Consider the following 16,199-nt stretch of genomic DNA (forward strand, 5'->3'; position numbering starts at 1 on the left):
CTCCGCGTCCCGACTCGGAAGGACGCAGAGCGTCCGGGGCTGCGTTCCCACGCAGAGCGTGGGAACGATCATCTTCGCCGGGGCCTTGGCCAAACCAGTCAACCAGTTTGATGGCTTTGACCATTGCCCGGCGCCCCGTGCAGCGCGACTATCCCTCTGTTGTTTACGGTTCCCAGCCTAATAAAAACACCGAGGGATTCTGGCAATGCGCGATTACTTGTCTGCCACCGCACAGTTCAACTACCAGCACACCGTCGATGCCGCGCTGAGCGGTTCGCTTGCAGCGTTCAACGCCTGTGTCGAATGTTGCGACCGCCACGCCTTGCCGGGGCGCATTGCCTTGTTCTGGGAGGGGCGCGACGGCAGCAGTGCGACGTACACCTTCACTGACCTGCAAGATAAAGCCGCGCGTTTCGCCAATTTCCTTCTTGCCCAAGGCGTGCAGAAGGGCGACAGGGTCGCCGGACTGCTGCCGCGCAATGTCGAATTGCTGATTACCGTACTCGCCACCTGGCGCATCGGTGCGGTGTATCAACCGTTGTTCACCGCCTTCGGCCCGAAAGCCCTCGAACACCGTCTGAACAGTTCCGGCGCCAAAGTCGTGGTGACCGATGCGGTCAACCGGCCGAAACTCGCTGAAGTCGCCGATTGCCCGACGCTGGTCACGGTGGGCGGCGCCAAGGGGCAGGGCATCGTGCGTGGCGATTACAGCTTCTGGGCCGAGCTGGCCAACTATTCCAGCGTTTGCGAACCCGTGCTGCTGACCGGCGAAGATCCTTTCCTGCTGATGTTCACCTCCGGCACTACCGGCCCGGCGAAAGCGCTGTCAGTGCCGCTCAAGGCCATCGTTGCATTCAAGAGTTATACCCGCGATGCCGTGGATTTGCGCCCGGAAGATGCGTTCTGGAACGTCGCCGATCCGGGCTGGGCCTACGGAATCTATTTTGGTGTCACCGGGCCGTTGGCGCTGGGCCATCCGATTACGTTCTACGATGGGCCGTTCACCCTCGAAAGCACCTGCCGGGTGATCAACAAATACGCCATCAGCAACCTCACCGGGTCGCCGACGGCCTATCGTCTGCTGATTGCCGGCGGTGAGGAATTCGCCAAGTCGATCAAGGGCAAACTGCGCATCGTCAGCAGTGCCGGCGAACCGTTGAACCCGGAAGTGATTCGCTGGTTCGCCGACCATCTCGACGTGGTCATCCACGACCATTACGGCCAGACCGAACTGGGCATGGTCCTGTGCAACCACCACGGCCTCGACCATCCGGTGCACGTTGGCGCCGCCGGTTTCGCCTCGCCGGGCCACCGCATTGTGGTACTCGATGAACACCACAACGAGCTCGGCGTCGGCCAGCCCGGCATTCTCGCCATCGACCGCCCGCAATCGCCGATGTGCTGGTTTGGCGGCTACGAAGGCGCGCCGACCAAGGCGTTTGTCGGCAACTACTACCTCAGCGGCGACACCGTGGAATGGAACCCGGACGGCAGCATCAGCTTCGTCGGCCGCAGCGACGATGTGATCACCACCTCCGGCTACCGTGTCGGCCCGTTCGATGTCGAAAGCGCTTTGGTCGAGCACCCGGCGGTGGTCGAAGCGGCGGTGGTCGGTAAACCCGACCCGGAACGCACCGAACTGGTCAAAGCCTTCGTCGTGCTCAGTGCGCAATACCGCGCCGCCCCCGAGCTGGCTGAAGAACTGCGCCAACATGTGCGCAAGCGTCTGGCCGCGCATTCGTACCCGCGGGAAATCGAATTTGTCAGCGAATTGCCCAAGACCCCAAGTGGCAAATTGCAGCGCTTTATCTTGCGCAACCAGGAAATCGCCAAGGCTCAAGAGGCCGCGGCGCACAACGTTTCAGCTTGAATCGAAGGAAACAGTCATGCAGATCGAGAACAAGGTTTTTATCGTCACCGGCGGCGCGTCGGGCCTAGGTGCGGCCAGCGCTGAGCTGCTGGTCAGCGCCGGTGCGAAAGTGATGCTGGTGGACATGAACGCCGAGGCCGTGGCCGCTCAGGCGCAGCGTCTTGGCGCCAAAAGCGTGGTCGCCGACATCAGCAACGAAGCCGCCGCCGAAGCCGCGGTGCAGGCGACCCTTGATGCGTTTGGCAGCCTCAACGGCCTGGTCAGCTGCGCCGGCATCGTCCGTGGCGAGAAGATCCTTGGCAAGACCGGCCCGCATGCCCTGAGCAGTTTTGCCCAGGTGATCAACGTCAACCTGATCGGCAGTTTCAACATGCTGCGCCTCGCCGCGGCGACGATCGCTGAGTCTGAAGCCAACGCCGACGGCGAGCGCGGGGTGATCATCAACACTGCCTCGGTGGCGGCCTTCGACGGGCAAATTGGTCAGGCGGCGTACTCGGCCTCCAAGGGCGCGATCGCCAGCCTGACCCTGCCGGCCGCCCGTGAACTGGCGCGCTTCGGCATCCGCGTGATGACCATTGCCCCGGGCATTTTCGAAACGCCAATGATGGCCGGCATGACCCCGGAAGTGCGCGACTCGCTGGCCGCCGGCGTACCGTTCCCGCCACGTCTGGGCAAGCCGGCCGAATACGCCGCGCTGGTGCGGCACATCATCGAAAACAGCATGCTCAACGGCGAGGTGATCCGTCTCGACGGCGCCTTGCGCATGGCCGCGAAGTAAGGAGGATTTGTCATGACTATTTCCAATGATCCGATTGTCATCGTCAGCGCTGTGCGCACGCCAATGGGCGGTTTTCAGGGCGAATTGAAAAGCCTCACCGCGCCGCAACTGGGCGCTGCGGCGATCAAAGCCGCAGTCGAACGCGCCGGGGTTGCCAGCGATGCGGTCGATGAAGTGTTGTTCGGTTGCGTGCTGCCCGCCGGCCTCGGCCAGGCGCCGGCACGTCAGGCCGCGCTGGGCGCCGGGCTGGATAAATCGACCCGCTGTACCACGGTCAACAAGATGTGCGGTTCGGGCATGGAAACCACCATTCTGGCCCACGACATGCTCATCGCCGGCAGCGCAGATGTAGTCATCGCCGGGGGCATGGAAAGCATGTCCAACTCGCCGTATCTGCTCGATCGCGCCCGCGCCGGTTACCGCATGGGCCACGGCCGCGTACTCGACTCGATGTTCCTCGACGGCCTCGAAGACGCCTACGACAAGGGCCGCCTGATGGGCACCTTCGCCGAAGACTGCGCCGAAACCAACGGCTTTAGCCGCGAAGCCCAGGATGCGTTCGCCATCGCCTCGACCACCCGCGCCCAGCAAGCGATCAAGGACGGCAGCTTCAAGGACGAAATCGTCCCGCTGACCGTGACCGTGGGCAAAGAGCAGGTGCTTATCAGCCACGATGAACAACCACCGAAAGCCAAACTGGACAAGGTCGCCTCGTTGAAACCGGCGTTCCGCGAAGGCGGCACCGTGACGGCGGCCAACTCCAGCTCGATTTCCGATGGCGCCGCGGCGCTGGTGCTGATGCGCCAGTCGCAGGCGCAAACCCTGGGCTTGAAACCGCTGGCGGTGATCCATGGCCACGCGGCATTCGCGGACACGCCGGGGCTGTTCCCGACCGCGCCGATCGGGGCGATCAAGAAGCTGATCAAGAAAACCGGCTGGGCGCTGGATCAGGTCGACCTGTTCGAGGTCAACGAAGCTTTCGCCGTGGTCGGCATGGCAGCGATGACCCACCTGGAAATCCCCCATGACAAGCTCAATGTGCACGGCGGCGCCTGCGCCCTCGGCCATCCGATCGGTGCATCGGGCGCGCGGATTCTGGTGACGTTGTTGGCGGCGCTGCGGCAGAAGCAGCTCAAGCGCGGGATTGCGGCGATCTGCATTGGTGGCGGTGAGGCCACGGCGATGGCGGTGGAATGCCTCTATTGAGGTTGACAGTTGACCTTGTGGGAGCGGGCTTGCCCGCGATGGCAGTGGAACGGTCACCATAAATGTTGGATGTGACGGCCTCATCGCTGGCAAGCCAGCTCCCACAGGGGTCTGTGTTGTTACAAGGATTAAGGATTCACCATGATTCCCAACGAAGACCAAACCCAGATCCGCGACATGGCCCGGCAGTTCGCCGAGGAACGCCTGAAACCGTTCGCCGCCGAGTGGGATCGCGAGCACCGTTTCCCCAGGGAAGCCATCGCCGAGATGGCCGAACTGGGCTTTTTCGGCATGCTCGTGCCGGAACAGTGGGGCGGTTGCGAGACCGGTTACCTGGCCTACGCTATGGCCCTGGAGGAAATCGCCGCCGGCGATGGTGCCTGTTCGACGATCATGAGCGTGCACAACTCAGTGGGTTGCGTGCCGATCCTCAAGTTCGGCAATGACGATCAGCGCGAGCGCTTTCTCAAGCCGCTGGCCAGCGGCGCGATGCTTGGCGCCTTTGCCCTTACCGAGCCGCAGGCCGGTTCCGATGCCAGCAGCCTGAAGACCCGCGCCCGGCGCGAGGGCGATCATTACGTACTCAATGGCTGCAAACAGTTCATCACCTCCGGGCAAAACGCCGGGGTGGTGATCGTGTTCGCGGTGACTGATCCGAGCGCCGGCAAGCGCGGCATCAGCGCGTTTATCGTGCCCACCGATTCACCGGGCTACAGCGTCGCGCGCGTCGAAGACAAACTCGGCCAGCATGCCTCGGACACCTGCCAGATTCTTTTTCAAGAGCTCAAGGTGCCGCTGGCCAACCGTCTGGGCGAGGAAGGCGAAGGCTACAAGATCGCCCTTGCCAACCTTGAGGGCGGTCGAGTCGGCATCGCCGCGCAGTCGGTGGGCATGGCCCGTGCAGCCTTCGAAGCGGCGCGTGACTACGCCCGTGAACGTGACACCTTTGGCAAGCCGATCATCGAGCATCAGGCGGTGGCGTTTCGTCTGGCCGACATGGCCACGCAAATCGCTGTCGCCCGGCAAATGGTCCATTACGCCGCGGCTCTGCGTGACAGCGGCCAGCCGGCACTGGTCGAGGCATCGATGGCCAAGCTGTTCGCCTCGGAGATGGCCGAAAAGGTCTGCTCGATGGCCTTGCAAACCCTCGGCGGTTACGGTTATCTCAACGATTTTCCGCTGGAACGCATCTACCGCGACGTGCGGGTCTGCCAGATCTACGAAGGCACCAGCGACATTCAGCGCATGGTCATTTCGCGCAATCTCTGACAAGGAAACTACTTCATGATTTTCGACACCATCCTGCTTGAAACCCATGGCCGAGTTGGCGTGATCACCCTCAACCGGCCGCAGGCCCTGAATGCGCTGAACGCGCAACTGGTCAGCGAAGTGAACCAGGCCCTCGATGCGCTGGAAGCTGACGCAAACATTGGCTGCATCGTCCTCACCGGTTCGAAAAAGGCTTTCGCCGCCGGGGCTGACATCAAGGAAATGGCCGAGCTGACCTATCCGCAGATCTACATGGACGACCTGTTCAGCGACAGCGACCGCGTCGCCAATCGGCGCAAGCCGATCATCGCCGCGGTCAACGGTTTTGCGCTTGGCGGCGGTTGCGAACTGGCGCTGATGTGCGACTTTATCCTGGCCGGCGACAACGCCAGATTTGGCCAACCGGAAATCAACCTCGGCGTGCTCCCAGGCATGGGCGGCACCCAACGCCTGACCCGCGCCGTGGGCAAGGCCAAAGCCATGGAAATGTGCCTGAGCGGGCGCATGATCGATGCCGTGGAAGCCGAGCGCTGCGGCATCGTCGCGCGGATCGTGCCGAGCGATGAGTTGCTTGATGAAGCGCTGAAAGTGGCGGCGGTGATTGCCGACAAGTCATTGCCGATTGCGATGATGATCAAGGAAAGCGTGAACCGCGCCTTTGAAGTGAATCTGAGCGAAGGCGTGCGGTTTGAGCGTCGGGTGTTTCATGCCGCGTTTGCCACGCAGGATCAGAAAGAAGGGATGGCGGCGTTTATTGGCAAGCGGCCGGCTGAGTTTCAGGGTAAGTAAGCGGCAGAAGCAAAGCCAAAAGCAAAAGCCCCTCACCCTAACCCTCTCCCAAAGGGAGAGGGGACTGATTGGGGGATATTTCAGATTTGCGCCGGTCTGGAAGTGCTCTATTGAATCCATAATCAACCCGGTCTTTCAGGTCGATGCATAGCGCCAGACACCTCGGTCGGCTCCCTCTCCCAGGGGAGAGGGCTAGGGTGAGGGAAAGGGGCCGACACATTACAACTGATAGTTCTTCAAATCCCGCGCAATCACCATCCGCTGAATCTCGCTGGATCCTTCATAGATCTGGGTAATCCGCGCATCGCGGTAGTACTTCTCGACCGGGTAATCTTCCAGATAACCATAACCACCATGGATCTGAATCGCTGACGAGCAGACTTTCTCGGCCATTTCCGAGGCAAACAGCTTGGCCTGCGACGCTTCGGACAAACACGGTTTGCCCGCCGTGCGCAGCCGCGCCGCGTGCAGGATCAGCAAGCGTGCTGCGTTGATCTGCAGGTGCATGTCGGCCAGCAGGTTGGCGATGCTCTGGTGCTCGATGATCGGTTTATCGAACTGCACGCGCTCCTGGGCATACACCAGCGCCGCCTCGAATGCCGCTCGCGCGATACCCAGTGCTTGCGCGGCGATGCCGATGCGTCCGCCTTCGAGGTTGGACAAGGCGATCGCCAGGCCTTTGCCGCGTTCGCCGAGCAGGTTGGCTTCGGGAATGCTGCAATTGTTCAAGGTCACTGCACAGGTGTCGGAGGCGCGAATGCCCATTTTGTGTTCGGTACGATCGACGATGAAACCCGGCGTATCGGTCGGCACCAGAAACGCCGAAAGGCCTTTCTTGCCCAACTCCGGGTCGGTCACCGCAAACACGATCGCCAGTTTCGCCCGTTTGCCATTGCTGACAAATTGCTTGGCGCCGTTGATCACCCACTGGCCGTCACGCAGTTCAGCGCGGGTGCGCAGATTGTGCGCTTCGGAGCCGGCCTGCGGCTCGGTCAGGCAGAAGCAACCGATGGCCTGGCCGCTGGCCAGATCGGCCAGCCAGGTCTGCTTCTGCTCGTCGCTCCCGTAATTGAGTACCGGGCCGCAGCCCACCGAGTTGTGAATGCTCATGAATGCGCCGGTCGCACCGTCGCCGGCGGAGATTTCCTCCACGGCGAGGGCATAGGCGACGTAATCGACGTAAGTGCCGCCCCATTCTTCAGGCACCACCATGCCGAGCAGGCCGAGTTCGCCCATTTTTGCCACCAGCGCGTTGTCGATCCAGCCAGCCTTTTCCCAGGCTTGTGCATGGGGCGCGATTTCGCCACGGGCAAAATCCCGGGCCATGTCGCGGATCATCACTTGTTCTTCAGTCAGTTCGAGATCGTGCATGGCTCAGCTCCCGCTCTCATCAAAACCGTGGAAAAAACTCGCGACGTGCGCAGCGTCCAGCTCGGCGAGGGTGGGCGGATTCCAGCGTGGTGTCTTGTCTTTATCGATCAGCAGGGCGCGCACGCCTTCGATCAGATCGCCACGGGCAAACCATTGGCGATCCAGATGCAGTTCCAGAGCGAAGCATTGCTCCAGACTCAGCTGTCGACCGCGACGGAGCATTTCCAGCGTCACTGCCATCGCCAGTGGCGAGCGAGTCTCCAGCAAATCAGCGGTGGTCAGCGCCCAGTCGTGGCTGTTGGCGACGGTGACCTCGCGCATTTGCTCGACTATGCTCGGCACGTCCGGCAAGGCGAAAAAGTGATCGATGGCGGGGCGCAAGGCTTGCAGCGGTGCATCAGGCAAGGTCTGTACGGCGTGTTTGGCGAGCAGGTTCTGCAGCGCTTTGAGTGGCGTGTCCTGCCATTCCATCTGGTCGAGCTTTTCGTCGAGCAGCGCCAGTTTGTTGCTGTCCAGATACCAGTCGGCCAGGCCGCAATACAGCGCATCGGCCGCACGAATCTGCACGCCGCTGACGCCCAGGTAAATCCCCAGTTCGCCGGGTATGCGCGAGAGAAAATAACTGCCGCCAACATCCGGGAAATAACCGATGGCCACTTCCGGCATCGCCAGACGGCTCTTCTCGGTCACCACACGCAAATCGGCGCCTTGCACCAGGCCCATGCCACCGCCGAGGACGAAACCGTCCATCAGCGCCAGCACCGGCTTGCGGTAGTGATGCAGGGTCAGGTCGAGGGCGTATTCCTCGACGAAGAAATCTTCATGCAGGGTGTCGCCGCTTTTGAAACTGTCGTACAGCGAACGAATGTCGCCGCCGGCGCAGAAGGCTTTTTCCCCGGCGCCGCGCAGAACAATCGCGTGCACGTTGGCGTCGGTGGCCCAGGCATCGAGCTGCTGCTGCAGCTGACGGACCATGTCGAGGGTGATGGCGTTGAGGCCAGCGGGGCGGTTCAGGGTCAGGTGACCGATGTGGTTGCGCACTTCGGCCAGCACTTCGTTCTGCGTGGTATCCATGGACGGGGTCCGTTGGGATGAAGCCTGAGCTGTCATCTGTAACTCCCTGCTTTTATTGTCTTTATTCGAAAAGCCCGCGCACGGGCAGTAGCCGATCGTAACAGTGCAAATTTGCCGTGTACAACCCGGATATGTGCAGGCGCTGTTTGCGTTTTTACCTTAGCCGAACCACGAAAAATTACTTGGAAAAAACCTCACCGATGCTGCGACGCTTGGCGTACAGCTCACTGACATGCACCAAGCGCTCAAGGTCTTCGGGCGTGACATCGATAAAAGCCTCCATCTCCGCCAGCGCCAGTTTCAGGTCTTCGGCGGTAATGGCGAGGCTGTCGACCGGCGTCACCAGCGGCGCCGGTTCGGCCGGGCGTTTCGGATAGCGGATGCGGGTCAGGTTGTTGTAGGCGAGGGCGCTGGTGAGCATGCATACCGCGCCGAGCATCACCGGTTCCATGGCTTTCCAGTCCATGGCAATGGTCGCAGGGTCAGCCAGCACCAGCGTCAATGCCAGAGCACCGGCCGGTGGATGCAGGCAACGCAGCCAGCACATCAGAATCAACGCCATGCCCGCTGCCAGGCAGGCACTGCCGAGGGTGCGGCCGAGCACGTGAGCGACCAGCAGCGCGACGACGCCGGCACACAGATAGCCGCCAAGGATCGACCACGGCTGGGCGAGGGCGCCCGAGGACACGGCGAACAGCAGCACTGCCGATGCGCCCAGCGGGCCGATCAGGTGATAGGCAACGTCATGGCCGAAGACTTGTGCGCACATCCAGACACTGAACAACGTCCCCAGCGCCATGCCGATGGCGGCGCGACTCCATTCGGTGGGACGGGTGTTGATAGCGGCGGGCAACCAGCGAGCGAGCATGTGAATCCGATCCTTTGCAGCAAATTCGAGACAAAAAAAAGGACTTGTCCGGCATATCCGGAAAGCCCTCGAAGCGTTCCAACATTGGGGGAGGAACGCGCACAGTGTGCCGGGCGAAGTCGATACTGACAAATTCATATTAATGCAGATTTAGTGCATTATTTTTGAATTGAAGCGACCCGGCGCCCGCTGATGAAGCACAGATAACCGCCCGCTGCTGCCAGCGCACTCAGGGCATAGAACATGCTTGGTGCCGCCGTGTGCATCAACAGAAAGCCGCACATGACCGGACTCGCCGCACCGCCGAGCGCGGCGAGGTTCTGCGCGCCGTAGTAGCTGCCGCGCAATTCTTCCGGGGCGAGGGTGTCAACGAAGAGAAAATCGGCCGGGTAGATGATCATTTCGCCGACGGTGAAGATGAACATCGCCACGCACCAGCCAACGAGGCTGTCGGCCAGACTGAAACCGATCAGGCCGACGATGAACAGCGCGGTGCCGCCGGCAATCCAGTAACGCAGGTGTTCGCGGCTGAGCAAGCGGCCGACCTGATATTGCAACAGGATCACCGTGATCGCGTTGCAGGCGAGCAGGGCGGCCATGGTGTCGAGCGTCTGTTGCTGGGTGTGGGTGACCAGCAGGTATTGCGACAGGTACAGGGTGAAGCGCCCGTGCACCAGCGTGCTGAGCAGGCAGCCGAGGGTGAACAGGATCATCGTGCGGTCGTTCTTGAGGATGATCAGGGTGTTGAGGAAACTCTGTGGTGGCGTGAGGGTTGCGGCCGGACTGGCTTCCCGGGCAGCGCCGAGGAGAAGAAAAATACTGCCGATGGCGATCATGCCCGCAACGATGAAAGGCGCCGCCGGCTGCACACCGGCGATCACCACGCCGATCATCGGGCCGACGGCGTAGCCGATGTTGGTCAGCGTGTAGTTGAGCGAGAACGCCTTGACCCGTTGGCCTACTGGCAAGTTTTCGCTGAGGATGGCTTTGGAGCCGATCAGGAACAGCGCCGAGGCGGTTTCGCTGATGATCAGCACCAGCGTGACCAGGTACAGGTTTTGCGCGAAGGTGAGCAGGATCAGACCGATGCCGCTGGAGAGCATGGTGAGGATCAGCAAGCGGCGTTTGTCGAGCCGGTCGATGATGTAGCCGCCGTACAAGGACAGCAGCGTGGCGCTGAATACGGCGATGCCCAGCAGCAGGCCGACGTCCTGGGGGTTGAGGCCGAGTTTGTTGCTCAGGAACAGGGTCAGCAGTGGGCTGATCAGGGCGCGGCTGACGACGACGCTCAGGGAGCTGATCATCAATCGGCGGATGAGGGGCGAACAGGTGGCCACGAAGTTTGAATGTCCTTGTTTCAGAGGCTTGGCGGGCGTCAGTCATCCTCCCTGTGCGTCTGCTGGCGGTCAAGGGCCATACTGCGAATCCGGGTACATATCCGTTGCTTCGGTAACGGCTACTTAAGGTTCCGCTCTTACAGCGGGTCACCTTTTTCAAACGCCAAAAAGGTAACCCAAAACGCTTGCTCCTACGTTCGGCCCTCGCAGGCTCGGGTCCCTTCGCTTCGGGACTGATCCGGGCGCAGCGGCTACGGTTTGCTGCGCTGCACCTCCTTCCGCTGTGTCTGGCTGCGCCAGACGGTCGCTGCGCTCCCACGCCCGGATCAATCCCTCCGCTCAGCCTTCCGACGTCGCCGGTGACGCAAGATCAAGAGCACTCGAGCTTGCGCTCATTGTTGAGTGGTTAGAAGCGGGTGGTTGGCTTTGGATTTGTGGTGTGGCTGCCCCTCATCGGAACGCCGCCCGCCCAGCCCTCTCCCCCTGGAGAGGGAGCCGATTTTGGTTGATTTCGAGAATTGCATTCGACTCGGTATTGCTAGCCGACGTGCCTCTCGCATCCTCCTCGGTCAGTTCCCTCTCCCTCCGGGAAAGGGCTAGGGTGAGGGTCGGCGTTGTCTGTTTGGAATGAACTTGAAAATCCTGCGCATAAACAGGACGACTCACGCCACATCCGACGCACGCGGCCACTGTTGCAGCGGGATCGGCAGTTGCTGCGATTCGCCGCGGCCCATGGCGAAGTAGTGGAAGCCGTTGCGGGCCAGGCGTTCGGGGTCGTAGAGGTTGCGGCCGTCGAAGATCACCGGGCTGTTGAGGCGTTGTTTGATCAGGTCGAAGTCCGGGGCTTTGAAGGGTTGCCATTCGGTGCAGATGATCAGGGCATCGGCGCCGGGCAGGACCGATTCGGGGGTGCCCATCAGCAGCAGTTTCGCTTCGTCCGGGTAGAGGTTCTGGGTTTGCTGCATGGCTTCGGGGTCGTAGGCGCGGACGCTGGCGCCGGCTGCCCATAACGCTTCGAGCAGGACCCGGCTCGGTGCTTCGCGCATGTCGTCGGTGTTGGGTTTGAACGCCAGGCCCCAAAGGGCGAAGATCTTGCCGCGCAGGTCGCCGCGGTAGAACGCGTTGATGCGCTCGAACAGCTTGTGTTTCTGGCGCTGGTTGATCGCCTCGACCGCTTGCAGCAAATCGCTGGAGCAGTGCGCTTGTTCGGCGCTGTGGATCAGCGCGCGCATGTCCTTGGGAAAGCACGAGCCGCCATAGCCGCAGCCCGGATAGATGAAGTGATAACCGATGCGCGTGTCGGCGCCGATGCCTTGGCGCACCGCTTCGATGTCGGCGCCCAGGTGTTCGGCGAGTTCGGCGATCTGGTTGATGAAGCTGATCTTGGTCGCGAGCATGCAGTTGGCGGCGTATTTGGTCAGCTCGGCGCTGCGCAGGTCCATGAACAGGATCCGGTCATGGTTGCGGTTGAATGGCGCATACAGATCACGCATCACGTCGCGCACGTCATCGCCTTCGCAGCCGATGATGATGCGGTCCGGGCGCCGGCAATCGGCAACGGCCGAGCCTTCCTTGAGAAATTCCGGGTTGGAGACAATATCGAATTGCAGCAGCCGGCCGACCTTTATCAGGGCCTTTTCGATGTGCGCGCGCAAGGTGTCACCGGTACCCACCGGCACTGTGGATTTCTCCACAACGATCAGCGGCTGCTCGCGGTGCCGGGCAATCGCGTCGCCCACGGAGAGCACGTAACGCAGGTCCGCCGAGCCATCCTCACGCGAAGGCGTGCCCACGGCGATAAACGCCACCCGACCGTGCTGCACGGCGAGTTTTTCGTCGCTGGTGAAGTGCAGACGTTTGGCGTCCAGGCCCTCGCGCACCAGATTCGCCAGCCCCGGCTCGAAGATGCTGACGTGACCCTGGCGCAACTGGTCGACCTTGTGCTGATCGACGTCCATGCACACGACGTCATGGCCCACCTCGGCCAGTACCGCCGCTTGCACAAGACCCACGTAACCGCTGCCAAAGACCGTGATTTTCATAGGACACTCCTGAGCCGGACGGGTGTTCATGCCTTAAGGTCAGGATAGGCAAGGGCATGTTTCAATTTGCCTACTGTTTTGCGCGACGCGACTTCCTGGCGGTGCAGACAGGCAGGCGATGCTGACGGCCGTTCAATTGGCGCAGGCGCAATGCCAGCACCCGGTTGTCTGAAAAGCACTGAAATTCAAAGGGTTGGGCTACCTGCCGGGGAATGCCTGATTGACTTTCACGCGGTCGGGCGGCAGGTTGTAGGCCTTTTTTTGGGGCAGCCCGGCACTTGCCCGTTTTTGTCACCGTGTCGTTTTGTTGAACTGTTTTTTTACCAAGGCCGTTTCGTTTGATTGACTTGTCGAGTACTGAATCCACCGCGTCCACCACCAATCCATTGACGCTTTACCTGACGCGCCTGGCGCCTTCCAGCCAGTTGACCATGCGCTACGTCTTGCAGGACGCGGCCGATCGCCTCGGCTTCGAGGACGTGGACATCGAAGACATCCCCTGGCACGGCCTGCAACCGGAAGATGTCGTGGCGCTGGTCGCCGCATTGCGCGAAGACGGCTACGCGCCGAACACCTCTTCGCTGTACGTGAACGCTGTGCGCGGGGTCATGAATGAAGCCTGGCGCATGAGCCTGATCAGTCAGGATCATCTGTTGAAGATGCGTTCGGTCAAGGCCATCGCCGGTACGCGCCTGTCCCAGGGGCGCAACCTCAAGCGCACGCTGATTCACGAATTGATGGAAGTCTGCGCCGCCGATCCACGTCCGCAAGGTCTGCGCGACGCGGCGGTGATTGCGCTGCTGTATGGCACCGGCATGCGCAAGTCGGAGTCGGTGGATCTGGATTTGAATCAGGTCGACTTCAGCGAGCGCAGCCTGACCGTCACCGGCAAGGGCAACAAGCAGTTGATCAAGTACGCGCCGACCTGGGCGTTCGCCAAGCTCAATGCCTGGCTGGAACTGCGCCGTTCGCAGCTCAAGGAAGGCGAGAGCGATGATGCGTTTCTGTTCAACCGCATTCGCCGTGGCAACCACATCACCCGCGAGCGCATCACCAAACACGCGATCTACTACATTGCCCGCCAGCGTGGCACGCAGGTCGGGGTGAAGATCATGCCGCACGATTTCCGTCGCTCATTCATTACGCGGGTTATCGAAGAACACGACCTGTCGATCGCGCAGAAACTGGCGCATCACAGCAACATCCAGACCACCGCCAACTACGATGTGCGCGATGACAACGAGCGGCGGCGGGCAGTGGACCGTTTCGATCTGTGAGATGAGTCAACCCGCGGCTGGGCAGCCGCGCGAACGGCTGGCGGCCTGAGTGATCTGTGCGGCGAGTCGTTTGACGTTGTTCTGCTGCGCCGTCACCAGATCCTCGATGCTCGGCCCCGACGGTGTCTGCAGGATCGAGCGACAGGTCAGCAAGTCGGCGTCAGGCTCACCGAGCGCACGCAAGCGCCATTTCACGTCAATCAACGCGTATTGGCCGGGAATCGAATCGAAGCGCTGCACGTCGACGCGCACCGATGAGCGTTGCTGACCCGCGCCGTTGCTCAACTGGTCGAGGAGGGCGCTGCGCAGTTCGTCGATCAGGCTGGCACCCCACCAATCGGTTTCGAGAATCGCCAGGCCACTGTTGCCTTCACGGATGACGATTTGCGGCCGATCGACCTGCGGCGGCACGCTGATGCTCTCGATGGCAATGTCCGCACCGCTGCGCCCGGCGCCTTGATGCACCGGGGTCAGAGTGTGAAAGCTGATCGGGTCGCTGCGGCAGGCGCCGAGTAGCATGATCGCCGCGAGCACACTGATTTTCAGCGGTGATGCCATGTTTTTTGCTCCTGTGCTCAATTGCGTGGCGGTCCTTTGAGGTCCAGCGGCGCGGCGTTGTCGGGCCGTCCGCGAATCAGCGACTCCGGATGCCGGCCAAGGTAATCCGACAGCTCACGCAGGGAGCGCGACATGCGTCCGAGTTCGTCGAGGGTCTGCCCCAGTTGCTCGCGCTGCGGCGAATCTTCGGCGAGGGTCGAATTGGCCGACTGCAAGGTTTTGCTGACGTCGGCGAGGGTGCTTTGCACGCTCGGCAAGGTCTTGGCGTTGAACTGACTCAGGCCTTTGCGCAGCTCGACCAGATTGCTGTCGAGGTTGCTGGCGATGCGTTCCACCGGCAGTGCGTTGATCTTGTTGACCATCGCCTCGAGTTTTTCCTGAAGCTGTTCGAGGCTGCCGGGGACGGTCGGAATGCTGATCGGCCGGGCTGTTGCGTCGAAGGCGACTTTCGGCGCTTTCGGGTAGAAATCCAGCGAGATGTACAACTGCCCGGTGAGCAGGTTGCCGTTGCGTGCCTGTGCGCGCAGACCATTTTCAACGAATGTGGCGATCAGGCGCGCGCCCGTGGCTTCGTCGTTTTCGTCGCCCTTGTAGGTCTTGAGGATTTTCGCGTGGGCGCGGCCCAGGCGTTGCGGATAAATAACGATGCCGACGTTCACCGGAAAGGTTCGCTTGACCTCGTCAAAATCCAGATTGACCGCCACTACCCGGCCAATCTCGACCCCCAGGAATTCCACCGGCGCATCGACCTTGAGCCCGCGCAGGGCCTGATCGAAACGCAGGGTCAAGTATTGCGCCTTGCCATTGGGTGGGGCGAGGGCAGTGGTCTGGTCGGCGAACAGTTCGTAGTCGCGGTCTTCAGCGGCGGTGGTGTCATTGGGGCTGTAATCCGGCGCGCGGAAAGCGATGCCGCCGACCAGCAGGGTCGACAGCGATTCGGTTTTCACCGCAAAACCGTTGGCGCCGACGTTGACGTCAATGCCGCTGGCGTTCCAGAACCGCGTGTTCTCGGTGACGTAGGCGTCGTTGGGTGAGTTGATGAACACTTCGATGTTGACGCCTTTGCCATCGGCATCCAGCGAATACGACACTACCTGGCCGACGGGAATCTTGCGGTAGTAGACCGGCGAGCCGATGTCCAGCGACCCGAGGTCCGGCGCGTGCAGGGTAAAGCGTTTGCCCGGCTCGCCGTAGGTGATCGGCGGCGGGTTTTCCAGACCGGTGAAGTGCTTGGCACGGTTGTTGGCCTGGCCAATGTCGGCGCCGATGTAGTCACCGGAGAGCAGGGTGTCGATGCCGGACACACCGCCCGCGCCGATACGTGGGCGCACTACCCAGAACTGCGAGTCTTCGCGGGTAAAGCTCTCGGCCTGTTTGGCGAGTTTGATCGTGGCGTTGACGTTTTTATGGTCGTCGGCCAGTTCGACATCCGAGACATGCCCAATGACCACGTTGCGGTAGCGCACTTCGGTCTTGTTGGCGGTGAGGCCGTCACCGGTCTTGAAGGTGACGGTGATGGTCGGGCCTTCCTGGAGGATGTTGTGGACCACCAGCGAGATGCCCACGAGGACGGCCACGATGGGCACGATCCATACCAGTGAAACGCCGAAACGGCGGGTCTTGATCGGGGCCTGACCGGGTGCTCGCGGTTCGTCGCTGGCTGACGACTTCATCCATGTCCTCCTTAATTCATTGGGCACTGAGCGTCAGGAACGCAAAAGCACTTCATCAATATAGAAGTGCCTTGCGATAGAGCAAAC

13 protein-coding genes are annotated in these 16,199 nt (G+C 61.5%); 6 read left to right on the forward strand and 7 right to left on the reverse strand.

The genetic code is table 11. The annotated features are described in order from the left end of the window. Positions 1-205: 205 nt before the first annotated feature. The 5 genes from BLU24_RS15130 to BLU24_RS15150 all read left to right on the forward strand — a co-directional run bounded on the left by BLU24_RS15130 (position 206) and on the right by BLU24_RS15150 (position 5,912). On the forward strand, positions 206-1,870 hold the full coding sequence (locus tag BLU24_RS15130) for an AMP-binding protein (protein ID WP_093101630.1): 1,665 nt from the start codon (positions 206-208) through the stop codon (positions 1,868-1,870). A gap of 16 nt (positions 1,871-1,886) precedes the next feature. Next, positions 1,887-2,648 (forward strand): SDR family NAD(P)-dependent oxidoreductase, encoded by a 762-nt coding sequence (locus BLU24_RS15135; protein ID WP_093101633.1) that lies wholly within the window; start codon positions 1,887-1,889, stop codon positions 2,646-2,648. Positions 2,649-2,660: 12 nt separating this feature from the next. Further along, positions 2,661-3,854 carry an acetyl-CoA C-acyltransferase gene (locus tag BLU24_RS15140; protein WP_090283430.1) on the forward strand — a complete coding sequence of 398 codons (1,194 nt, stop codon included), beginning with the start codon at positions 2,661-2,663 and terminating at the stop codon, positions 3,852-3,854. A gap of 141 nt (positions 3,855-3,995) precedes the next feature. Then, positions 3,996-5,123 (forward strand): acyl-CoA dehydrogenase, encoded by a 1,128-nt coding sequence (locus tag BLU24_RS15145; protein WP_093101636.1) that lies wholly within the window; start codon positions 3,996-3,998, stop codon positions 5,121-5,123. 15 nt (positions 5,124-5,138) lie between these two features. Further along, the gene (locus BLU24_RS15150; RefSeq protein ID WP_093101639.1) at positions 5,139-5,912 is read left to right on the forward strand and encodes an enoyl-CoA hydratase; all 774 of its coding nucleotides are present in this window, start codon (positions 5,139-5,141) and stop codon (positions 5,910-5,912) included. Between the two features lie 219 nt (positions 5,913-6,131). On the opposite strand, the gene BLU24_RS15155 is transcribed toward BLU24_RS15150, so the two are convergent. The 5 genes from BLU24_RS15155 to BLU24_RS15175 form a co-directional block, all read right to left on the reverse strand. Beyond that, complete coding sequence (locus BLU24_RS15155) at positions 6,132-7,283, reverse strand: acyl-CoA dehydrogenase family protein (protein WP_093101641.1); 1,152 nt, start codon at positions 7,281-7,283, stop codon at positions 6,132-6,134. 3 nt (positions 7,284-7,286) lie between these two features. Beyond that, positions 7,287-8,393 (reverse strand): enoyl-CoA hydratase/isomerase family protein, encoded by a 1,107-nt coding sequence (locus BLU24_RS15160; RefSeq protein ID WP_093101644.1) that lies wholly within the window; start codon positions 8,391-8,393, stop codon positions 7,287-7,289. Between the two features lie 142 nt (positions 8,394-8,535). Further along, the gene (locus BLU24_RS15165; RefSeq protein WP_093101647.1) at positions 8,536-9,225 is read right to left on the reverse strand and encodes an HPP family protein; all 690 of its coding nucleotides are present in this window, start codon (positions 9,223-9,225) and stop codon (positions 8,536-8,538) included. 158 nt (positions 9,226-9,383) lie between these two features. Further along, the gene (locus tag BLU24_RS15170) at positions 9,384-10,562 is read right to left on the reverse strand and encodes an MFS transporter (RefSeq protein WP_093101650.1); all 1,179 of its coding nucleotides are present in this window, start codon (positions 10,560-10,562) and stop codon (positions 9,384-9,386) included. A gap of 662 nt (positions 10,563-11,224) precedes the next feature. Continuing rightward, positions 11,225-12,604, reverse strand: a complete 1,380-nt coding sequence (locus BLU24_RS15175; protein WP_093101653.1) for a UDP-glucose dehydrogenase family protein — start codon at positions 12,602-12,604, stop codon at positions 11,225-11,227. Positions 12,605-13,035: 431 nt separating this feature from the next. On the opposite strand from BLU24_RS15175, the gene BLU24_RS15180 reads away from it, so the two are divergent. Further along, positions 13,036-13,881: a site-specific integrase gene (locus tag BLU24_RS15180; RefSeq protein WP_231990226.1), complete on the forward strand. Its 846-nt coding sequence runs from the start codon at positions 13,036-13,038 to the stop codon at positions 13,879-13,881. A 6-nt stretch (positions 13,882-13,887) separates the two neighbouring features. Here BLU24_RS15180 and BLU24_RS15185 read toward each other — a convergent pair whose 3' ends face one another. Both BLU24_RS15185 and BLU24_RS15190 read right to left on the reverse strand, forming a co-directional pair. Further along, complete coding sequence (locus tag BLU24_RS15185) at positions 13,888-14,439, reverse strand: PqiC family protein (RefSeq protein WP_093101656.1); 552 nt, start codon at positions 14,437-14,439, stop codon at positions 13,888-13,890. A gap of 17 nt (positions 14,440-14,456) precedes the next feature. Further along, on the reverse strand, positions 14,457-16,112 hold the full coding sequence (locus BLU24_RS15190) for a PqiB family protein (protein WP_090283412.1): 1,656 nt from the start codon (positions 16,110-16,112) through the stop codon (positions 14,457-14,459). Positions 16,113-16,199 lie beyond the last annotated feature (87 nt).

This window comes from Pseudomonas sp. Z003-0.4C(8344-21) (genome assembly GCF_900104975.1).
GTDB classification, from domain to species: Bacteria; Pseudomonadota; Gammaproteobacteria; order Pseudomonadales; family Pseudomonadaceae; genus Aquipseudomonas; species Aquipseudomonas granadensis.

What these genes read in the sequence shown, in the direction of transcription:
- BLU24_RS15130 (WP_093101630.1), top strand. Translation starts at nt 206, where the DNA reads ATGCGCGATTACTTGTCTGCCACCGCACAGTTCAACTACCAGCACACC.
- BLU24_RS15180 (WP_231990226.1), top strand. Translation starts at nt 13,036, where the DNA reads ATGCGCTACGTCTTGCAGGACGCGGCCGATCGCCTCGGCTTCGAGGAC.
- BLU24_RS15165 (WP_093101647.1), bottom strand. Translation starts at nt 9,225, where the DNA reads ATGCTCGCTCGCTGGTTGCCCGCCGCTATCAACACCCGTCCCACCGAA.
- BLU24_RS15135 (WP_093101633.1), top strand. Translation starts at nt 1,887, where the DNA reads ATGCAGATCGAGAACAAGGTTTTTATCGTCACCGGCGGCGCGTCGGGC.
- BLU24_RS15185 (WP_093101656.1), bottom strand. Translation starts at nt 14,439, where the DNA reads ATGGCATCACCGCTGAAAATCAGTGTGCTCGCGGCGATCATGCTACTC.
- BLU24_RS15150 (WP_093101639.1), top strand. Translation starts at nt 5,139, where the DNA reads ATGATTTTCGACACCATCCTGCTTGAAACCCATGGCCGAGTTGGCGTG.
- BLU24_RS15175 (WP_093101653.1), bottom strand. Translation starts at nt 12,604, where the DNA reads ATGAAAATCACGGTCTTTGGCAGCGGTTACGTGGGTCTTGTGCAAGCG.
- BLU24_RS15145 (WP_093101636.1), top strand. Translation starts at nt 3,996, where the DNA reads ATGATTCCCAACGAAGACCAAACCCAGATCCGCGACATGGCCCGGCAG.
- BLU24_RS15160 (WP_093101644.1), bottom strand. Translation starts at nt 8,393, where the DNA reads ATGACAGCTCAGGCTTCATCCCAACGGACCCCGTCCATGGATACCACG.
- BLU24_RS15155 (WP_093101641.1), bottom strand. Translation starts at nt 7,283, where the DNA reads ATGCACGATCTCGAACTGACTGAAGAACAAGTGATGATCCGCGACATG.
- BLU24_RS15190 (WP_090283412.1), bottom strand. Translation starts at nt 16,112, where the DNA reads ATGAAGTCGTCAGCCAGCGACGAACCGCGAGCACCCGGTCAGGCCCCG.
- BLU24_RS15140 (WP_090283430.1), top strand. Translation starts at nt 2,661, where the DNA reads ATGACTATTTCCAATGATCCGATTGTCATCGTCAGCGCTGTGCGCACG.